At 71.1% G+C, this 18,847-nt stretch carries 19 protein-coding genes; 8 read left to right on the forward strand and 11 right to left on the reverse strand.

Translation table 11 applies throughout. The features are described 5' to 3' along the window. Nucleotides 1–2 precede the first annotated feature (2 nt). Genes AABA78_RS32385 through AABA78_RS32395 form a run of 3 tightly spaced genes read left to right on the forward strand, consistent with a single transcriptional unit; the run spans nt 3 to nt 2,892 of the window. On the forward strand, nt 3–854 hold the full coding sequence (locus AABA78_RS32385) for a sugar phosphate isomerase/epimerase family protein (RefSeq protein WP_338269146.1): 852 nt from the start codon (nt 3–5) through the stop codon (nt 852–854). Continuing rightward, nucleotides 851–2,137 (forward strand): glycosyltransferase family 4 protein, encoded by a 1,287-nt coding sequence (locus AABA78_RS32390; RefSeq protein WP_338269148.1) that lies wholly within the window; start codon nt 851–853, stop codon nt 2,135–2,137. The genes AABA78_RS32385 and AABA78_RS32390 overlap by 4 nt, the downstream gene beginning before the upstream one ends. Beyond that, nucleotides 2,134–2,892, forward strand: a complete 759-nt coding sequence (locus AABA78_RS32395; RefSeq protein WP_338269149.1) for a PIG-L deacetylase family protein — start codon at nt 2,134–2,136, stop codon at nt 2,890–2,892. Before AABA78_RS32390 ends, AABA78_RS32395 begins: the two co-directional genes overlap by 4 nt. On the opposite strand, the gene AABA78_RS32400 is transcribed toward AABA78_RS32395, so the two are convergent. Together AABA78_RS32400 and AABA78_RS32405 are read right to left on the reverse strand one after the other, a co-directional pair. Next, on the reverse strand, nt 2,885–3,598 hold the full coding sequence (locus AABA78_RS32400; RefSeq protein ID WP_338269151.1) for an immunity 52 family protein: 714 nt from the start codon (nt 3,596–3,598) through the stop codon (nt 2,885–2,887). The genes AABA78_RS32395 and AABA78_RS32400 overlap by 8 nt on opposite strands. A gap of 14 nt (nt 3,599–3,612) precedes the next feature. Next, nucleotides 3,613–4,962, reverse strand: a complete 1,350-nt coding sequence (locus AABA78_RS32405; protein WP_440588517.1) for a restriction endonuclease fold toxin 5 domain-containing protein — start codon at nt 4,960–4,962, stop codon at nt 3,613–3,615. A 78-nt stretch (nt 4,963–5,040) separates the two neighbouring features. On the opposite strand from AABA78_RS32405, the gene AABA78_RS32410 reads away from it, so the two are divergent. From AABA78_RS32410 to AABA78_RS32420, 3 genes are all read left to right on the forward strand, one after another. Next, on the forward strand, nt 5,041–5,337 hold the full coding sequence (locus AABA78_RS32410; protein ID WP_338269153.1) for a hypothetical protein: 297 nt from the start codon (nt 5,041–5,043) through the stop codon (nt 5,335–5,337). Between the two features lie 65 nt (nt 5,338–5,402). Further along, nucleotides 5,403–5,840: a tetratricopeptide repeat protein gene (locus AABA78_RS32415; protein WP_171418070.1), complete on the forward strand. Its 438-nt coding sequence runs from the start codon at nt 5,403–5,405 to the stop codon at nt 5,838–5,840. 105 nt (nt 5,841–5,945) lie between these two features. Further along, entirely contained in the window at nt 5,946–6,851 is a 906-nt protein-coding gene (locus tag AABA78_RS32420) for an alpha/beta fold hydrolase (protein ID WP_338269156.1), read from the forward strand. A gap of 21 nt (nt 6,852–6,872) precedes the next feature. Here the strand turns inward: AABA78_RS32420 and AABA78_RS32425 are convergent, their stop codons facing one another. The 7 genes from AABA78_RS32425 to AABA78_RS32455 form a co-directional block, all read right to left on the reverse strand. Continuing rightward, nucleotides 6,873–7,667 (reverse strand): hypothetical protein, encoded by a 795-nt coding sequence (locus AABA78_RS32425; RefSeq protein ID WP_207055370.1) that lies wholly within the window; start codon nt 7,665–7,667, stop codon nt 6,873–6,875. A gap of 38 nt (nt 7,668–7,705) precedes the next feature. Beyond that, entirely contained in the window at nt 7,706–8,773 is a 1,068-nt protein-coding gene (locus tag AABA78_RS32430; protein ID WP_338269159.1) for a cysteine hydrolase family protein, read from the reverse strand. A 21-nt stretch (nt 8,774–8,794) separates the two neighbouring features. Beyond that, nucleotides 8,795–10,663, reverse strand: a complete 1,869-nt coding sequence (locus AABA78_RS32435; RefSeq protein WP_338269160.1) for a hypothetical protein — start codon at nt 10,661–10,663, stop codon at nt 8,795–8,797. 4 nt (nt 10,664–10,667) lie between these two features. Continuing rightward, nucleotides 10,668–11,471 carry a protein phosphatase 2C domain-containing protein gene (locus AABA78_RS32440; protein WP_338269162.1) on the reverse strand — a complete coding sequence of 268 codons (804 nt, stop codon included), beginning with the start codon at nt 11,469–11,471 and terminating at the stop codon, nt 10,668–10,670. A 182-nt stretch (nt 11,472–11,653) separates the two neighbouring features. After that, complete coding sequence (locus AABA78_RS32445) at nt 11,654–12,343, reverse strand: NUDIX hydrolase (RefSeq protein ID WP_120529862.1); 690 nt, start codon at nt 12,341–12,343, stop codon at nt 11,654–11,656. 58 nt (nt 12,344–12,401) lie between these two features. After that, entirely contained in the window at nt 12,402–13,052 is a 651-nt protein-coding gene (locus AABA78_RS32450; protein WP_338269164.1) for an NADPH-dependent F420 reductase, read from the reverse strand. 24 nt (nt 13,053–13,076) lie between these two features. Further along, nucleotides 13,077–13,820 (reverse strand): type 1 glutamine amidotransferase domain-containing protein, encoded by a 744-nt coding sequence (locus AABA78_RS32455; protein ID WP_338269166.1) that lies wholly within the window; start codon nt 13,818–13,820, stop codon nt 13,077–13,079. 118 nt (nt 13,821–13,938) lie between these two features. Between AABA78_RS32455 and AABA78_RS32460 the strand changes: the two genes are divergently transcribed. Next, nucleotides 13,939–14,847, forward strand: a complete 909-nt coding sequence (locus AABA78_RS32460) for a LysR family transcriptional regulator (protein ID WP_338269167.1) — start codon at nt 13,939–13,941, stop codon at nt 14,845–14,847. Between the two features lie 15 nt (nt 14,848–14,862). Here AABA78_RS32460 and AABA78_RS32465 read toward each other — a convergent pair whose 3' ends face one another. Beyond that, nucleotides 14,863–15,864, reverse strand: coding sequence for a diacylglycerol/lipid kinase family protein (locus AABA78_RS32465; RefSeq protein WP_171413274.1), 1,002 nt, complete (start codon nt 15,862–15,864; stop codon nt 14,863–14,865). A gap of 87 nt (nt 15,865–15,951) precedes the next feature. Continuing rightward, nucleotides 15,952–16,956, reverse strand: a complete 1,005-nt coding sequence (locus AABA78_RS32470) for an SDR family NAD(P)-dependent oxidoreductase (RefSeq protein WP_171413275.1) — start codon at nt 16,954–16,956, stop codon at nt 15,952–15,954. Nucleotides 16,957–17,264: 308 nt separating this feature from the next. On the opposite strand from AABA78_RS32470, the gene AABA78_RS32475 reads away from it, so the two are divergent. Next, nucleotides 17,265–18,809: a PEGA domain-containing protein gene (locus AABA78_RS32475; protein ID WP_338269172.1), complete on the forward strand. Its 1,545-nt coding sequence runs from the start codon at nt 17,265–17,267 to the stop codon at nt 18,807–18,809. The last annotated feature ends 38 nt before the right edge of the window (nt 18,810–18,847 follow it).

Below are 18,847 nucleotides of genomic sequence, written 5' to 3' on the forward strand. Positions count from 1 at the left end.
CCATGGCGCTGCGCTTCGCGTACAACACCAACGGCGTGTCGAATCATCGCTTCGAGGACGCGCTCGGCCTCATCGCGGACAGCGGCTACGACGGCGTGGCCCTGACGCTGGACCACCACCACTTCGACCCGTTCGCGCCGGACTTCGAGCGGCGCACGGAGCAGCTGGCCACGCGGCTGGAGCGGCTGGGCCTGGGGCTGGTGGTGGAGACGGGGGCGCGCTTCCTCCTGGACCCACGCCAGAAGCACGAGCCCACGCTCATCACCCCGGACGCGCAAGGGCGTGCGCGGCGGCTGGAGTTCCTGAAGCGCGCGGTGGACGTGTGCGCGACGTGCCGGGGCGAAGCGGTGTCCTTCTGGGCGGGCGTGCCCCGCCCGGGCGTGACGGAGCAGGCCGCGTGGCCCTGGCTGGTGGACGGGGTGGCGCGGCTCTCCGAGTACGCGGCGGCGCACAACGTGGTGCTGGCGGTGGAGCCGGAGCCGGGGATGCTGGTGGAGACGGTGGACGGCTGGCGCCAGTTGCAGGCGCGGGTGCCCGGGGTGCGGTTGGCATTGGACGTGGGGCACCTGCTGGTGACGCAGGAGCGGACGCCCGCGCAGGCGGTGCGCGAGTTCGCGCAGGTGCTGGGCACGGTGGCGCTGGAGGACATGAAGCGCGGCGTGCATGAGCACCTGCCGTTTGGTGAGGGGGACGTGGACGTACCGTCGGTCCTGCGCGAGCTGACGCGAGCGGGCTGGGACCGGCTGGTGTGCGTGGAGCTGTCCCGGGACGCGCACCGGGCGCACGAGCTGGTGCCACAGGCATTGGAGTGGCTGAGGGAGCGCCTGCCGACGGGCGCGGAGGTGGCGGCGTGAACAGCGTGAACGGGCTGCGGATCTGCTTCATCTCCCGGCGCTTCTTCCCGGCCATCTCCGGGATGAGCGTCTATGCGCTGAACCTGGTGCGGGAGCTGGTGGCGTGCGGGCACGCCGTGACGATGGTGAGCCAGTACCGCAACGACCCGGCGGGCATGGCGGTGTACGGGGGCGGGCCACCGCCAGGGATTCCGGGCGCGCACGTGCTGGGCTGCGAGTCGGTGGGCGAGCAGCGCATCAACCAGGGCCAGCCGGCGAGCTTCGAGCACGACCTGGAGGTGATGGTGGACACGGTGGTGCGCGAGCACCGGCGCCGCCCGTTCGACCTCATCCACGCGCAGTACGGCTATCCGTGTGGCCTGGCGGCGCTGGAGGCGTCGAGGCGGCTGGGCCTGCCCAACGTCGTCTCCATCCAGGGAGGGGACGGGCACTGGGTGGGGACGTGCTGCGGCACGCACAAGCAGGCGATGCTCGCGGTGCTGGGCCACGCGGGGGCGCTGCTGATTGGCAGCAGGAGCTTCGCGGAGGAGGTGAGCGGACATCACGGGACGCCGCTGGAGCGGTTCACCATCGTCCCCGGCGCCACGGACACGCAGCGCTTCCATCCCAGGGATGAATCGGCGCTGGGTGGGACGCGGGACGTGCCGGTGTGGCTGTACCACGGCCGGGTGGACGCTCGGAAAGGCGTGATGGAGCTGCTGGACGCCGTGCGGCGGCTGGTGGCGGACGGGCGGACGTTCCGGCTGCGCGTGTCTGGGATTGGACCGGACGTGGAGGCGGTGCGCGCGAGGGTGGAGGCGGAAGGGCTCCAGCGCGTGGTGGAGCTGACGGGGGTGTCCACCTACGCGGAGGCGCCGGACCTGTACCGGAGCGGGGACCTGTTCGTGTCGCCCACGTATTCGGAGGGGTTCTCCAACACGTTGCTGGAGGCGATGGCGTCCGGGCTGCCCATCGTGTCGACGCGGGCGGTGGGCGTGGTGGACTGCCTGGAGGACGGGCGGGACGGGCTGCTGGTGCCGCCGAAGGACAGCGCCGCATTGGCGGAGGCGATGGGCCGGCTGATGGACGACGCGCCGTTGCGCAAGCGGCTGGCGGCCACGGCGCTGCGCGAGGTGCGGGAGCTGTACTCCTGGCGGGCGGTGGGGCGGAGGATTCAAGGCGTGTACACGGAGCTGACAGGCACGCGGCCGGACACGCGGTGGACGCACCTGTATGACCCGGCGACGACGCAGGAGCGCGCGGATCCGGCGTGCCGGTTCCGGGCGGCGCCGCACCTGCTATGAGCACGGCCCTGTTCGTGTCGCCGCACCTGGACGACGTGGCCTTCTCCTGTGGTGGCACGCTGGCGGCATTGAAGGCGAAGGGGTGGACGGTGGGGCTCGTCACCGTCTTCACGCGGTCGGTGCCGGAGCCGAAGGGCTTCGCGCTGCAATGCCAGACATCGAAGGGGCTGGGGCCGGACGTGGACTACATGGCCCTGAGGCGCAAGGAGGACCGCGCCTTCGCGGCCTGCATGGGCGTGGACCACCTGAGCTGGGGGGACCTGGAGGAAGCGCCGCACCGGGGCTACGGGAGCCCGGAGGCCTTGTTCCAGCCGCCGCGACCCGATGACGTCATCGAAGCGAAGGTGGCGGCCTGTCTGAAGCCGGTGTTGCGGGAGCTGAAGCCGGATCGGGTGTTCGTGCCCCAGGCCCTGGGAAGCCACGTGGACCACGTGCAGGTGGTGCGAGCCGTGAAGGAGCTGGGCCTCCCCGCGAACCGCGTCCTCTACTACCGGGACACGCCCTACGCGGTGCGCGACCCCAGGGCCCATCCGGACGCGGCCGTGCCCCAGGGCCTGCGCCCATGGGCGGTGGACATCACGGAGCACCTGGCGAAGAAGGTGGAGGGCTGCGTCCGCTACGGCACGCAGCTGGCATTCCAGTTCGGCGGAGTGGACGGCCTGGCACGGACGCTCACGGCGTTTCACCGGATGGAAGCACAGGCCCAGGGTCAGGCAGGAGCGGCGGAGGTGTTCCTGGCGGACGGGGTCAGCTGAGGGACCACAGGGAAGTCAGCAGACCCGCTGCATCGAGCAGCTGGTGCACCTCCGTGGCCAGCCGGACGTGTTCCGGGTTCGTCACCGTGAACCGTTCCTCCGTGAGGATGACCAGGGTTCCCAGCGCACCCACGGGTTCCACGCGCACGGGAGCAGGGAGCGGTGGGAGGGTCCCTCTCTGGCGGGAGAAGTAGGTCATCCAGCCCAGGAAGGTGCCTGGTGCCCCCGAAGCAGACGCCTGATCCCGGTACTGCTCGGATGCAACGACTCCCCAGTCAGGCTCCCAACTATGAACCAAGGCACGGAGCAACTCGGCCAAGACAGGTGCAACCATGACGCGTCCAGCCACTTCGCCTTGAGCAGGAAGACTGATCACACAGTTTGCAGTCGGCTGGGCATCCGCGGAGCCGCAGTAGCCACCGACCCCGGTTGTTTCGTCCTCGTGTGGGCCTGTCCAGAGCCAATAGCGAAAGGCATCGCCAATCCGGTTCTTCTTCCGAGCGAACAACTGCAGGAAGGATTCACGGTCTGTCTGAAATGTGCGTGAGCGCGCTGCTTCGAACGTCCATCCGGTTTCGTGCCACTGACGCCACGAAGGTTCAATGCGGCCCAGACTGTCGAACAGCGCTTCCGCTCGGCGGGCGCAAGACTCAGCGTCCTCATGTCGCCCGGGCCAGTAGGTCCCCAGGTAGTAGCTGTCCGTCATGCGGTCCGTGGTGGTCATTGAGCGGGAGGGATGAAGCGTACTTCCACATTAACGCCTCGGAGCCTGAACAGCGCACGCAAGGCGTCCGCGAACCGCTCCTCCGCGACCACCCAGCGAACGCGTACACCTCCAGAGACCCTGAGCTGGCGCTCAGCCTGCTCGACCAGAGGATCAGCTCCCTGAAAGAAGTTTTTTGCCTTCAGGTCGGCACCAAAGAACTGCTCGTAACCAGGGCCCTTGGCCTCCAGCAGAACGCTCTCCTCCGAGTCGAAGCCGTCGAAGTCGACATCCTGGTCCCCCCGCTTGACCCGATACGCGGAGCCCTTCGGCGCTCCCGTCACCTGGGCTTGATAGTCGCGGGCCCGGTCGGACATCGACTCATTCACCTGCACCCATTTGCCCGGGCCTCCTGGACTGCTCGGAGGCGGTGGGCCCACCGTGACCATGGCCACCGCCGTGGACGCGAGCGTCACCTCCACCACTCCGCCCACCACCGCCACGGAGCTCACGTCCCGCACGAGTGCCACGTTGAAGCCCGCCTGCGCCGTGCCCAGCCGCACCGCGTCCGGGAAGCCCGGCATCAACGTCAGCGCCGACGACAGTCCCACCGTCACGCCGTGACTCACCAGCACCGTCACCGCGAGCACGAAGACACGCGCCACGTCTGGCCCCAGCGCTTGCGCGAAGACTTCCGCCGCCTCCTCCAGCTCCTGGAACGTCCGCGCCCGGTCCGTCGCCGCCTTCAGCGCACCGCACGCCCGCACCACCGCGAGGAACGACTGCACCCCCACGTACGCCAGGAACACGGCGGCAATCACCGCGGCGGCCTTCGTAAACACGGGCTCCGGCGCCGCCGCCAGCACCACCCAGGAGGCAATCGCTCCCGATACCACGGACACGAAGAACGCCGGGTTCAGCGTGTCCTCCAGCGCGTCCCCAATGCTCGCGCGCAGTGGGTCCAACGACATGCCCACCGCGAGCGTCAGCCGGTCCAGTTCGCCGAAGCCCGCGCCGTCCTCCAGCAGGGACAGACAATCCCCCGGTGCCTCATGCGCCCGGCACCACCGCCCGTACCGCTCCCGCAGCATGAACCCGAGCCCCCGGTCCAGCTCCGCGCCCTTCCTGGCGACCGCGCGCACCACCCTCGGTGACCGCACTGTCAGCGGCACGTCCAGCACCAGCCGCGTCAGCGCCTCCTCGAACTCCCGAGCGCTGACCGGCACCCGCCGGTCCCACGTCGCAGGGACATACGTCCGCGTCTCCCGCTCCGTGCGCAGCCGCACCGTGGGTCCGCTGGCGCACCCCACCCAGAACACCAGCAACAGCGGCCAGCAAACAGTCCGACTCCACGGTTTCGCATCCAAACCCGTCTCCAGTCCACGGCGTAACGTCACCCTGCTAGGCTTGCTATTCCTCAAATGCCAACAAGGCAGGGAGTGACAATGCGCATCCAATCCATCCTGAGCGGTGTGGTGCTGACGGCGGGCCTGATGCTCGCGGGCTGTGGCGGTGTGGAGCCCACCGAGGAGGCGCAACAGCCGGACCTCGCCACGCGCAAGGACCGGCTCCCCCCCTGCAGCGGGACCGAGCAGTACAGCCGCGTGTTCTACAGCGACCCCGGGTTCACCAATGAAGTGGGCCGTTGGAGGTGTTACTGCGGCGAGGGCAGTGCCTGGGTCTCCGGCCAGTGGCAGGGCGCGCCCTACTCCCGCGAAGAAGACGTGCTGGAGTGCTACTGAGGTTCCTGCCCCACGGCTAGACTGCCCCGAGGATCGCGAATGTCTCCCCGGTCCTCGGAGCCAGGATGACGTCGATTTCGGATGAGACCCACGAGCGCATCACCGACCTCTGCGCCCAGGGAGACGCGGCCGCCGGCGACGACGACTTCGAACAGGCCTTGAAACACTTCAAGGCCGCCCTCGCCTTGATTCCGGAACCCACCCGCGACCATCAGCAGAACACCTGGGTGCGCGCCGCCATCGGCGACATGTACTTCCAGCTCGAGCGCTTCGAGGACTGCCACGAGCACTTCCGCGAAGCCGTCCATTCACCGGGCGGACTCGGCAATCCCTTCATCCACCTGCGGCTCGGCCAGAGCGCCCTGGAGCTGGGAGACGAAGCCCGCGCCGCCGACGAGCTGGCCCGCGCGTACATGGGTGGCGGCGAGGAGATCTTCGAGAGCGAAGACGCGAAGTACCTGGAGTTCATCCAGCCCCGCCTGCTGCCACCCCAGGACGCCTGAAGGACCCGGGAACCCGAGCGCCGGGCCCTCCGCTCGACCCGGCACCTCACGGGCGCGGGGCATGCACACCCTGAGGCGTGAAATCGCTCTCGCGCGGAGGCGCCGATGACACGCCAGCAGCCGAACCCCACGACGACCCCAGCCAAGGCTCCAAGCGCCGTCCGTCCCTTCTTCCCCGAGGGCTTCCGCGAAGGCGACGAGGACGTCAACGGCACGCGGATCCACTTCGTCATCGGAGGCAAGGGCAGCCCCGTCCTGCTGCTGCACGGCTACACGCAGACACACCTCATGTGGTGGCGCCTGGCGCCGGAACTCGCGAAGCAGCACACCGTGATCATCCCGGACCTGCGAGGCGCCGGTGCCTCGGCTGCCCCCGCGCAGGGCTACGACAAGGAGACGATGGCCCGCGACATGCGCGCGCTGGTGAAGAAGCTCGGCTTCGACAAGGTCTCCGTCGTGGGCCACGACATCGGCCTGATGGTCGCCTACGCCTACGCCGCCCAATTCCCCGACGAGGTCGAACGCCTGGCCCTCCTGGACGCGTTCCTGCCGGGAATCGAGCCCTGGTCCGACCAGGTCATGAGCAGCCTGGCCGTGTGGCACTTCACCTTCAACGGCCCCACCGCGGAGAAGCTGGTGCAGGGGCGTGAGCGCATCTACTTCGACCACTTCTGGACCGACTTCGCCGCCAATCCCCAGGCGGTCGGCGAAGCGGAGCGGCAGGCGTACACGGAGGCCTACGCGGCCCCGGGCCGGCTCCATTCGACGTGGGGCTACTTCCAGGCGCTGGAGCAGGACAAGAAGGACTTCCGGGAGCTGGCCCGGAACAAGCTCCCCATGCCCGTGATGGTCATTGGCGGTGACAAGTCCATGGGCGAACCGCTCGTCGCGCAGACGCGCGCGGTGGCGACCCAGGTCGAACCCCACATCCTCCGGGACACCGGCCACTGGGTGACCGAGGAGCGACCGGAGGAGGTCCGCCAGCTGCTCGGCGACTTCCTCCGGGCATGACGCCTGGACTCCAGACACGCTTCAGGCCCCGAAGCCTCCCAGCGCCGTGCGGCTGAAGCTGGCCGCGCCCTGGCTGACGCGCACGGCGGACTGGCTGAACACCTGGAACGCGGCGCGGATCTCCTGGGCGCTCTGTCCCGGCGTGAGGATCCACCGGTCCGCGATGCCCATCTCCTGGAACACGCGCCGGAAGTCCGTCACGCCGTCGTCAATGCCCATCGCCGCGACGATGTGGTTCTCCACCCGGTGCAGGTCCTTCACCAGCGCCGCCACGTCCTTCGCCCGCGCCTTCTGCGAGCCCGCGTCCGCGCCGTCGGTGATCAGCAGCGTCACCGTGCGCACCGGCACCCCGTTGCCGCTGAACTCCTGCGCCTTCGCCAGCACCGTACCCAGCAGCACCACCGCCTGGTCGTACAGCGGCGTCCCCATGTCCGCCGAGTAGTTCCCCGAGTGCATCCGCACCACGTCCTCCAGCGGCCGGAACGGATTGAGCACGTGCCCGTTCAGGTAGCGCGTGTGGAACAACACGCCGTCCTTCTGCTGGCTCGCCAGCAGCGCATCCAGCACCAGGTTGTGCCCGTCGCACACCGTCTTCGTGTGCCCCGCGTGCGAGATGCTCCCGGAGTCATCCGGCATCACCGTCACCAGCACAACCTCGCTGGCCTGCACGTCGTCCACGTGGATGCCCAGGCCTGCTTGAATCTGCGCTCCCAGGTCCACCACCGTGAGCGTCTGCAACCCCGCGGGGCTGAGGATGCCCTCCGCGTGCGCGTCCTCGAAGAGCTTCGTGACACCCGTCCCGTTCGCCTTGCTCATGTCCGTGTCTCCCTTCGTGTCAGTGCCAATGCCAGACGTCACGCCAGGTGCAGGTCCGGCCAGCTCGCCAGCGGATCCGTCGACTTCACCAGGTGCATGCCCGCGTCCGCGAAGCGCTTGAGCGCCGCGTCCGCCTGCGGCGTGAAGTCCGCCGCGAAGCCGCCCTTGCCGTCCGGCACCGTCACCGACGACATGCAGTCCGTCAGCAGGTACACCTTGCGAGCCAGCGCCGCGTCCTGCGCGACGATCTCCCCCAGCAGGTCGTCGATGCTGCTCTTCACGCAGTGGCTGGCGGCCTGCCCGCCAATCACCACCGCGTCCGACGTGAGCAGCGTCTTCAGGAACTGCGTGTTGCGCTGCGCGAGCGGCTGGCCGTCATGCCGCATCAGCACCTCCGGCCGCATCACCGAGTAGTTCTCCGTCAGCGGGTTGCCGCCCTTCACCTCCACCCACGACTGCATGCCGCGCGCGTACGAGTGGAACAGCCGCGCCTCCTGCACCACGCCCGACAGCGCGTGCCCGTCGCTGCCCAGCAGGCAGTGCGGCGGCCACAGGTAGAGCGTGTACTTCCCCGCGCGCTCCAGCTCCTCGCAGTAGAACTTCACCTGCTTGAGCAGCCACGGGTAGTTGCCGCCGCACAGCCACTTCGCCATCGCCGGGTTCGGCCGGGCCTGGCCGCGCTCAAGCTGCTCGCGAGTCACCTCGCGGTACGGCTGGAGCGGCTGGTCGTCCTGGTCCACCCAGAACGACGGGAAGAAGATCTGGTAGGCGAAGTGCGTGTCCAGGGTCGCGGTGACGTTCGTCAGCGTGCCCAGGTTCCGGTAGATGAACTCCGCGATGCGGCGGTTGTCGTCGATGGCCCCCCGCCCGCTGCGCCCCGCCACGTACAGCGAGCCGTCCGGGAAGCAGAAGTCCTTCTGCACGTCGATGAGCAGCAGGTGCAGGTTGAAGCGGTCCGTGGCCGCCGCCGTCACGCCCTGCGCCGCCTTCCAGGCGCCGGCGTCCCGCTGGAGCTTCCCTGCGTTCGGGCCGTAGCCGTACTCCGCCGCGTGGTTGGCATTGTAGAACCCGGGCAGCGGCAGTTCCTTCGCATTCGCCTTCGTCATGTCCATCCCCCTGTCTGTGTTTCAGCTCATCCGCAACACGGTGAGGTCCTGAGCCCCCACCACCGTCAATCCCTCTCGCGACAGCAGCAGCCCCCGGCCCGCGTCCACGAACGGCTCCGCGTCCGGGAACTCGCGCACCGCCTCCAGCCGCCCCTGCCGGTGCTCCACGCGCGTCAGCCCCGCGTCCGTGGCGCAGAAGAGCGCGCCCCCCACCGCGCACTTCCCGCGCAGCGTCCCCAGCCACGAACCGTCCCCCGCGTCGGCCCGGGCGCTCGCGCGCACCGCCCCGTCCGGCCCCAGCAGCACCGCGTGATGCACCGTGCGGCCGCCGGCCTCCTCCGCGAGCAGCAGCCACACCGAGTCCCCGTCGAACACGGCCTCCGCGTCCAGCAGCTGCCCCGACGGCCACGGCAGCGCGAGCCCGTCCCTCAAGCCCTTGCGCTCCACGCTGAACAGGAAGGCCCCCCTCAGCCCCGCCGCGCGGTGGAACCCCAGGCCGAACCGGGGCCCCACGAACAGCCGCGTCTGTCCTTGCAGCACGTCGCCCCACCGCTCGGGGCCGTACGTCCCGTCCCGCCACAGCCCGCCGCCCACCGCCCAGAACCGGTGGCTGGCATTGGCCGCGAACACCGGCCGGTTTTCACAGACGTCCACGCCCAGGAACTCCGGCCCCCGGCCCGGCGTGAACACCGCCACGCGCCCGCCCTGCCCCAGCAGCGTCACGTCCCCCTGCACCGCCCAGCGCAGCGACGGATCCAGCGCGCCCTGCATCACCGTGCGGCCGTCCTCGCGGCGGTACGCGCCGTCCGCGTGGTAGACGAAGCGCACCGTCCCGTCCTCCGCGCTCGCGTGCACCAGCACGCCGCGCGTCGTGAACTTCCGCTTCGCCGTCACCTGCCCGCGCACCGCCGACACGGGCGTGGCCGCCACAGTCGCGTTCGGCTGACACGTGGGGCACGAGGCCCGCGCATGCTCCAGGCCGCACGACCCGCACACCGAGAAGCGAAGCCCCTCCAGCACCGGCAGCGGGAACGCGCCGCGCCGGTCCTCCACGAACACCTGGTGGAACAGGTGCAGCACTTCATCCGGCAGCGAGGCCCGGGGCAGCGCGGGCTTCGGGTACTGCACGTCCGGGTGGAACACGGTGACGCGCTGGAGCAGCCGCCCCACCGCGTTCAGCCGGGCCCCCTGCGCCTTCGGCTTGTGGATGCCGCCCTGCGGCCCCACGCACAGCAGCGACTGCATCACGGTGACGGCGAAGGCATACCAATCACTCTCCACCGTCGCCGGCCGCGCGGGCGTCAGCGCCTGAGCGCCCGCGTCCAACCGCAGCGGGTCCAGGAACTTCTCCGTGAACACCGGGCAGACGTACGGACCGAACTGGAAGCTGTCCGCGTCGATGAAGTACGCGTCCGGGCCCACCGTCAGCACGTTCAGGTCGTTGAAGTCCCCCACCACCACGCCGCCCGCGTGCACCGCCCCCAGCACGCGGTGCAGCCCCGCCAGCACCGTCACCGCGTCCGCGGCCTTGCCTCCCGCGCGCCGGAACGCCGGCTCGCTCCACCGGCGCAGCGGCTCCACGCCGTCCAGCTTGCGCATCGCATAGCCCAGCACCTCCACGCCCTTCTTGTCCGTGGCCAGGGCCTGCGGCGTCACCACGCGCGCCGGCAGGCCCGTGGGGAACGCGCGCAGCTTGCGCTGGTGCTCCGCGAGCCGCGCCTTCGCGGCGGCCTGCTCGGGCACGAGGCCCAGGTAGTCCGGGTGCTCGGGCCGCTTGAAGACCTTGAGGGCGCGGCCATCGCCCAGGTCATACACATCCGCCTCGCCGCCCTTGCCCAGCGCGCGCTGCGGATCCAACCGGACCTTCTTCCCCTCCAGCCAGACGTCCATGGCCTCACGCCCTCCCCATCCTGCGGCGCAGCACCACCAGCGTGGTGTCGTCCGTCAGCAGCCCCGGCGCGCGCAAGAGCCGCCGCTCCGTGAAGTCCGCGCGCACCGACTCGCGGTTGAGCTGCGCCAGCCGCCGTCGCACCGCGTCCGGGTTCGTGAAGTAGCGGTCGTCCGTCCAGAACCGCGACAGCGGGCCCACCGGCTCGTCGCGCTCCGGCAGCCGAGCCTGCGAAAGGCCCAGCAGGTCCCCCACCCCGTCCGTGCCCACCAGCAGCGCGTGCACGTCGTCCGTGGGCAGCAGCGCCCGGGGCACCAGCGGCACGTCCTCGCCGCGCAGCAGCGCGTACGCCAGATACGGCGGCGCGTTGCCCGGGAACGGCCCCAGCGCGTGCACCTGTCCGTTGAGCATCCACACCCCGTCCCCCGACGAGAAGACGAGCGTATGCGCCGGCGTCATCACCGCCCCCACCAGCGTGAAGAGCAGGTCCCCCAGCACGTCCCGCCCCAGCGCGGACGCCAGCCCCTCCATCAGCTCCAGCACGTCCCCGCGCAGCTCCGGAAGGAAGTCCGGCCCGTCCACCGGCTCGCCCCGCGCCAGCCGCGCCTGCGCCGCCTGCGCCAGCCGCCGCACGCCCAGCTGCGCCCCCAATTCGCTGCACGGCTGGCTGCCACACCCGTCCGCCACCACCACCACCAACCCGTGCGCGCTCTCCCGGACGCAGGCGGCGTCCTGGTTGTTGCGTCCCGAGCGCGCGTGCTCCCGGCCCTGCACCGAACCCACCGCGACGTCGAAGGGCAGCGTGGACATGGCTCTCCCGTGGCCCTCGAAGGGCACGCACGACACAGGAACCTGCTGGCGAGTGGACGGCCCCGCGCCGCCCCGACTTCGTGTATCTACGACACAAACATAGTGTCTGAATGACACGAAGTCAAGGCGACGTGGGACAACCTGTCAGCGGAGGGCCTGGGAGGTGGCGGGAGGTGTGGGGCCTACAGCTCGAAGTTGAAGCCGGCCTTCTCGAGCTGTTTGTACTTCTTGTGGTCGAACCGGTAGAGGCGCGCGGCGCGGTGGGAGACGTCCTGCTCCACCTCGTCCAGCTCCTCCAAGAGGTCCATGGCGAGGATCTTCTTGCGGAAGTTGCGCTTGTCGAGCTCGCGCTCCAGCACCGTCTCGTACAGCCGCTGGAGCTGGGACAGCGTGAACTTGGGCGGCAGCAGCTCGAAGCCGATGGGCTGGTAGCGCACCTTGCCCTTGAGCCGTTGCAGCGCGGTGGCCAGCACGTCCGCGTGGTCGAACGCGAGCTTCGGCGTGTCCCAGACGGAGAACCACGCCGCCTCGCGCGCGTCGGTGGACGCCTGGAGGTGGTGCGCGGACAGCTTCACCAGCGCGAAGTACGCCACGGTGATGACGCGCCCCCGGGGGTCGCGGTCCGGCGCGCCGAACGTGTAGAGCTGCTCCAGGTGGCTGGTGCGCAGGCCCGCCTCCTCCTCCAGCTCGCGGCGCGCGGCGTCCTCCAGGGACTCCTCCATGCGCACGAAGCCGCCGGGCAGCGCCCACCGGCCCTGGTACGGCTCCACGCCGCGCTGGATGAGCAGCACCTTGAGGTCCTCCTCGTCCAACCCGAAGACGACGCAGTCCACCGTCACCGCCGGGCGCGGGTACTCATAGGTGTGGCTCATGGGGAAACCCTCCGGCCGGCATCGTGTCCAGAGGACACGGTGCCGGCAAGGGGTGTGTTCAGGACGCCGAGCGCGGCAGCAGCTTGAAGGCCACCTGCCGCCCCTGGCCGCCCTTCACCGCCAGGTGGATCCACAGCACGGCCAGGTGCTCCAGCAGGCTCGCGTTGCGCAGCGGGCCGCAGTCCACGGGCTGGAAGCCCGCCTGCTTCGCGATGGCGGCCACGGTGTCCTTCGCCGCCGCGTCGTCACCGGCCAGCTGCACGTCCACCGCCATGCCCGACAGCGCCGGGTCGCCGTGGAACTCCGCGCCAAAGGTGTTGAACGCCTTCACCCAGCGCGCGCCCGGGACCGCCTTCGCCAGCGCCGCGGTGAGGGAGCCCTCGGGGACCGGGACCACGGTGGGGCCGCTCGCGTCGAAGAGCACCGGGTTGTTGCAGTCCACGGCCACCTTGCCCGTCAGGTCCCCCGCGTCCCGCGCGGCGGCGACGGCGGCCGTGGAGGGCACCGCGAAGAACACCACGTCCGCCCAGGCCGCCACGTCCCGCACGCTGCCCGCCTGGGCCTGGCCACCGCACCGCTCCAGCAGGGCCTTCACGTCCGCGCCGGGCCGGACCCCGAAGCGCACCGGGAACCCGCTCCGCGCCAGCCGCACGCCCAGGTTCCCGCCCACGTTGCCCACGCCAATGATTGCAATCTTCACGTCCGCCATGACCTGCCTCCGCGTGTCCGTCCGTCAGTGTCCCAGGGCCTGGATGACGAGCCGCGCCGTCTCCCGCCCCGAATTCTGCTGCTGCCCGGTGATGAGCTGGCCGTCGCGCACGGCGAACGGCTTCCAGGCCCCCGCGCGCACGAAGTTGGCGCCCCGCTCGCGAGCGACGTCCTCGATGCGGAAGGGCATCACCTTGCGCCCCACCATCTGGTCGGCCGCATCCTCCTCCACGTTGGCGAAGCCCGTCATCGTCCGGCCCTCCAGCAGCGGCCGTCCATCCGACAGCCTCACGTCCAGCAGCGCCGCCGTGCCGTGGCAGAGCGCGGCGGTGACCTTGCCGGCCTCCAGGAAGCCGCGCAGCAGCCCCTGCAGCGCGCGGTCCTCGCGGAAGGTGAACATGGGGGACTGCCCTCCGCAGACGAGGATGGCGTCGTAGTCCTCCACCCGCGCGTCGGACAGCTTGCGCGTCGTCTCCAGCAGGGCCGCGTGCCGGGGGCTGTGAAGAAAGCCCAGGCTGAGGAGGTCGTGCGCGGAGTAGCCGCTGGGGTCGCGCGGGTCGCTCAGCGCGTCGGGCGTCACCCGGCCGCCCTGGGGACTGGCCAGCTCCACCGCGTAGCCGACCTCCGTCATCTCCATGTACGGGTGCACCAACTCCGACGCCCAGAAGCCCACCGGCCCTCCCAGCGTGGTGGAGACAGCGGGGTTGGCCACGACCATCAACACCCGCTTCTGGGAGGACACCTTCGCCTGGGAACCCTGCTCTTGCATCGTCCGCTCCTGTCGCCTGGGCCGGGAGCGTCACGCCCCGGGCCGTTCGTGGAGGGCAAGATGCGGTGGGGGACGGGTTTCATGCCAGTGAATCCCCTGCAAGGTTATGTTTCGCCGCATGAAACTGGCGTCGGTGGACCTGAACCTGCTGGTGGCCCTGGAGGCGCTCCTGCGCGAGGGCAGCGTGACGAAGGCGGGGCTCAGCATGGGGCTGAGCACCCCGGCCATGAGCCACGCCCTGGCGCGGCTGCGCACGCAGCTGGACGACCCGCTGCTGGTGCGCGCGGGCCGGGGCATGGTGCTGACGCCGCGCGCGGTGGCGCTGCGGCCCCGGTTGCAGGCGCTGCTGTCGGAGGTGGGCACGGTGCTGTCGCCCGCGCGCACGTTCGAGCCCGCGCGGCTGGAGCGCACCTTCCGCATCCACGCCACGGACCACGTGCTGACGGTGCTGGGCACGGCGCTGGACCGGCTGGTGCGGCGCGAGGCTCCCGCGGTGACGCTCCAGTTCCTGCCCAACTCGCCGGACGACGGCGCGATGTTGCGCGAGGGAAGCATCGACCTGGCGGTGGGCGTCTACGTGGACCTGCCGCCGGAGCTGCGCACGCGCAAGCTGTTCACCGACCGCTTCGTGTGCGTGGTGCGAAGGGACCACCCCACGGTGAGGCGCACGCTGACGCTGGAGCAGTACCTCGCGCTGGAGCACCTGCAGGTGGCCCCGCGCGGCAGGCCCGGCGGCTACGTGGACACGGTGCTGGCGGTGCGCAACCAGCGCCGGCGCGTCGCGCGCGCGGTGCCGTACTTCCTGGCGGGGCTGCAACTGGTGGAGGGGTCCGACTACGTCCTCACCATCTCCGAACGGGTGGCGAAGGCGGTGGCGCCCCGGCTGAAGCTCAAGCTGCTGCCGCCGCCCCTGCCCCTGGAGCCCTACACCCTCACGCTGCTGTGGCACCCGCGCGAGGACGCCGAACCCGCGCACCGCTGGCTGCGCGACGTGTTCGTCCGGGCCGCGCGCGCCGCCGCGCCGTGAGGGGCCCTCCCTGCGTCAGACCGCGACGAGCCGGCCCAGCCGTCGCCAGTCGACCAGTTGGACGTTCTCCTCCGCCAGGTCGAACTCCAGCGAGCGGCGCATGCCCAGCACGTCGCCGCCCATCTGGAAGGGCACGTCGCGGTCGAAGTCCATCCGCAGGCGCTCCACGAAGAAGTCGTGCATGCGCGGCATGGGGTGCTCGCCGCGCCACAGGCGGAACATGTTGCGCGTGGCCTCCATCACGCCCGCGCCGTACACGCGCACCGACAGCCGGTGCGGCACCGCCTGCGCGAACGGGAACGCCTTGAAGCCGAAGCCCCACTCCGGCGTCGTCGCCGCGCCCGCCACGCCCGCGGGGCCCTGGTACAAGAGCTGCCCCGCGCCGCCGTTGGGCACCGGCCGCACCGCGCCGGTCGCGTCGACGGTCAGCGCGGACGCGCCCAGGTTGTAGACGGAGACGTTCGGGTTGCCCTCGCCGAACAGGTGGCGCGGCACCGTGCGCGTGAACATGGCGCCCAGGTAGCCGCGCAGACCGGACTGCGACTTCTTCAGCGGCCCCGCGGCGGCGAGCTGGTTCTTGAAGTCCTGGATCATCTCCGCGTCCCAGCCCGTGCCCGCGAAGGGCGCCACCCGGCCCTCCACCCGCACCAGGGAGAAGGGACGCAGGGGCGGCAGGCGCTCGCCGTACGCGGCGATCTGCTTCAGGGCCACCTGGGGGCGCGGCGCGCCGGTGACGCGGGCCCAGGCGTTGCCCGTGCCCAAAGGCAGCACGCCAATGGCCGGCAGGGCCACGCCCTGGGAGCGCAGCTCGTTGAGCAGGCCCGTGATGGTGCCGTCGCCCCCGCCCGCCAGCAGCAGGCTGGGCGGGTCATGGCGGAGCTGGTCCACCCACTCCCGCGCCTCTTCCAGGGAACGGGTCAGGGCCACCCGGGCCCGGGGGAGCAGGTCTCTGACGAGCCCGCCCATCCCTTCGGTCCCTTTACGCGCACGCAGATTGACGAGGACGGCGATGTTCATGGCGGGCGCGACTCTTCCCCAGGTCATGTCATGGCCCCGTCACGAAAAGCGCACCCGGCATGGGGACGCCCCTTGGGAACATGGTCATCACGCCCCCAGGGCGTGGGCGAGCCGCGCCTCCAGGTGACGCTCGGCCGCACGCCGGCGCAGCGTCACCGCCGCGGCGGCCAGCCCACCGGCCACCAGCAACCGCCGCAGCCATGTTTTTCCGGTGCCGTGGTAACCACCCGACGCCGTGTCCCCCTCCGCCATGGGCTGGAAGATGTTGCCGGGCGTGGGCCCCTGTCGCTCGTCCTTGAAGTGCAGCACGTCCGTGCCGGACTTCATGGTGCGCTCGAACGTGCGGGGGAGCAGGCCGTGCATCGCCGCGAAGCTCTTCCCGGCGGGGCCGACAATCACCTCGTCCTGCGGGTGGCGCAGCACGCGGAGGATGGTGCGGGCCACGCGCTCCGGCGTGTAGACGGGCTCCACCGGGCGGATGCGCCAGCCGGTGTAGTTGGCGGTGTGGCGCCACAGGGGCGTGTCGATGGCGGCGGGCATCACCGTGCACACGTCGATGCCCGTCTCCAGCAGCTCCTGGCGCAGCGACGCGGAGAAGCCGCGCACCGCGAACTTGGAGGCCACGTAGGCGCTCAGGTACGGCGCGGGCACGGTGCCAAAGGTGGAGGACACGTTGACGAGCGTCCCGTAGCCCTGGCGCCGGAACTGCGCCAGCGCCGCCCGCGCGCCGCTCACGGTGCCAAAGAAGTTGGTCTCCATGAGCTGGCGGAACGCCTCGTCCGGCGTCTCCTCCAGGCTGCCCAGCATGTAGACGCCCGCGTTGTTCACCCAGCCGTCGAAGTGGCCGAAGGCGCCCACCGCCGCCTCCGCCAGCTTCTTCACGGCTCCGGCGTCCGCCACGTCCGTGGGCACCACCAGGGCCTGGACGCCGTGGGACTCGCACTCGGCCGCCAGCTCCTCCAGCGGGTCCTCCCTCCGTGCGGCGAGGACCACGTGGGCGCCCTTCTTCGCCAGCAGCAACGCCGTGGCCCGGCCGATGCCGCTGGAGGCGCCCGTGATGACGATGACCTTCTTCTTCCAGATGCGATCCATGGGGTGGGGTCCTTGTGGCTGGCTCGGCGGCCCCCGGGGCCCGAGCGTTCAAGAGGGTCGGTGGGCGCCTCATCCATGACGCCGCACGTCGGAGAAGGTGGGGACGGCCCCGACGTCCTACCCGGGCCACCGGCGACTCACCTGGAGGGCAGCCAGCGAGGCAGGGGCCCGGAATCCGGACGGAGGTCCACATGCGGGACCGGGAGGCAGGGGGCAGGGGTCGCTGGCCTGGAGGGTGGACAGTCCGGTAGAGGACGGAACGCGGCCTGCATCGTCGGTCCGGCCATCCCTTCCACACCCACGAGCCCATGCCCTTCCGACCGAAGCCGTCCGCGTTCGCGCTGCTGCTGTGCCTGCTGTGCGCCACCGCCCCGGAGGCCGCTCCCCACCGGCTGGTGGTCTCCAGCGGTGACTGCCGGGACGCGGAGCTGAGCGGCCAGTCCAAGGCGTTCTACGACGCCCTGCGCGCCCGCCCCGAGCAGCGCGTGCTGGGCGTCCCCGAGTTCGCCGAGCGCCTCTTCCCCGCGTCCTCGCGCTCCTTCGAGGACCTGCAGCGCCAGCTGGACGCCGCGCAGGACCAGTTCTACGAGGGCCGCAACGCCCGCGCGTCCCAGCTCCTGGACGACGCCCTGCGCGACATCCGCCGCCTGCCGCCGGGCGAGCCGCGCTGGAAGCTCTTCGCCCACGCGCAGCTGCTCCACGGCCTCAACCAGCGGGCGCAGGGGAAGACGAAGGACAGCGACGCGGCCTTCCTCCAGGTGCTGCGCCTCCAGCCGAAGTACCAGCTGGACCCGGACCAGTACGCCCCCTCCATCCGGCAGGCCTTCGAGAAGCTGCGCCGCGACCTGGCCCGGACGCCCAAGGTGAAGCTGTCCTTGAAGTCCACGCTGCCCGCGTCGGACGTGTACCTGGAGGGGCTGGGCGTGGGGCAGACGCCGCTCACGCTGGAGCTGCCCGCCGGGGCGTACGAGCTGTCCATGGTGAAGGGGGACGCGGTGAGCTTCCCCCGCCAGGTGCAGGCGCAGGGGGCGGACACGCCGCTGCTGGTGGACCTGGCCTATGAGGGGTCGGTGACGGCCGCGCCCTTCCCGTGCCTGTCCGCCGCGGACGGCAACGAGGAGCGCACCTGGAGCCACGCGGTGCGCCTGGGCGGCACGCTGGGCGTGGAGGAGGTCATCGTCGTGCGGCTGGAGCGCGCGAGCAGCGGGCCCAAGTGGTTCGCCGCCACGGTGCTCAACGTCGAGGGCGGACAGAAGCTGCGCGAGGGCGGCTTCAAGACGCAGGGCCTGGACGCGCCCGGGGAGGCGCTCTCCGCGCTGGTGGACTTCGTCACCACGGGACGCTCGCCCTCCAACCTCGTGGTGATGAACAGCGCCAACGGCAAGGCGCCCTGGGACGCGGGGAGCACCCGGGGCACGGCGGCCTCCTCCGGCACGGGCGCGGAGCTCACCGCCCCCAACCTGCTGTCGGAAACGGACGTGTCCGGCGCCGCGGCCTCCCCCCGGACGGGCCTGCGCACGGCGTCGTACGTGGCGGTGGGCGCGGGCGTGGCGGCGCTGGGCGGCGCGGGCGTGGTGCGGCTGCTGGCCCAGAAGGACCTGAACGGGCTGGAGGACCGCCGCGCGGCCAACGGCGGCCAGCTCGTCAGCACGGACGCGCGAGCCGTGGCGCTGCGCGACTCGCTCGTGGGCAAGAGCCACCTGATGACGGGGCTGCTCGTGGGCGGAGGCGCGGCGGTCGTCACCGGGGCGGTGCTCTTCCTCGTGTCCTCGCCCGCGAAGGCCCCGCCCGTGACGCTGGGGGTGGCGGCGGACGGCACGGGCGCGGCGGCGAGCGTGTCCGGATCGTTCTGAGGGGACGTTCCCGGCCGGAGGTTCCTGGCCGGGAAGCA

It is taken from the genome of Corallococcus caeni (assembly GCF_036245865.1).
GTDB lineage: Bacteria > Myxococcota > Myxococcia > Myxococcales > Myxococcaceae > Corallococcus > Corallococcus caeni.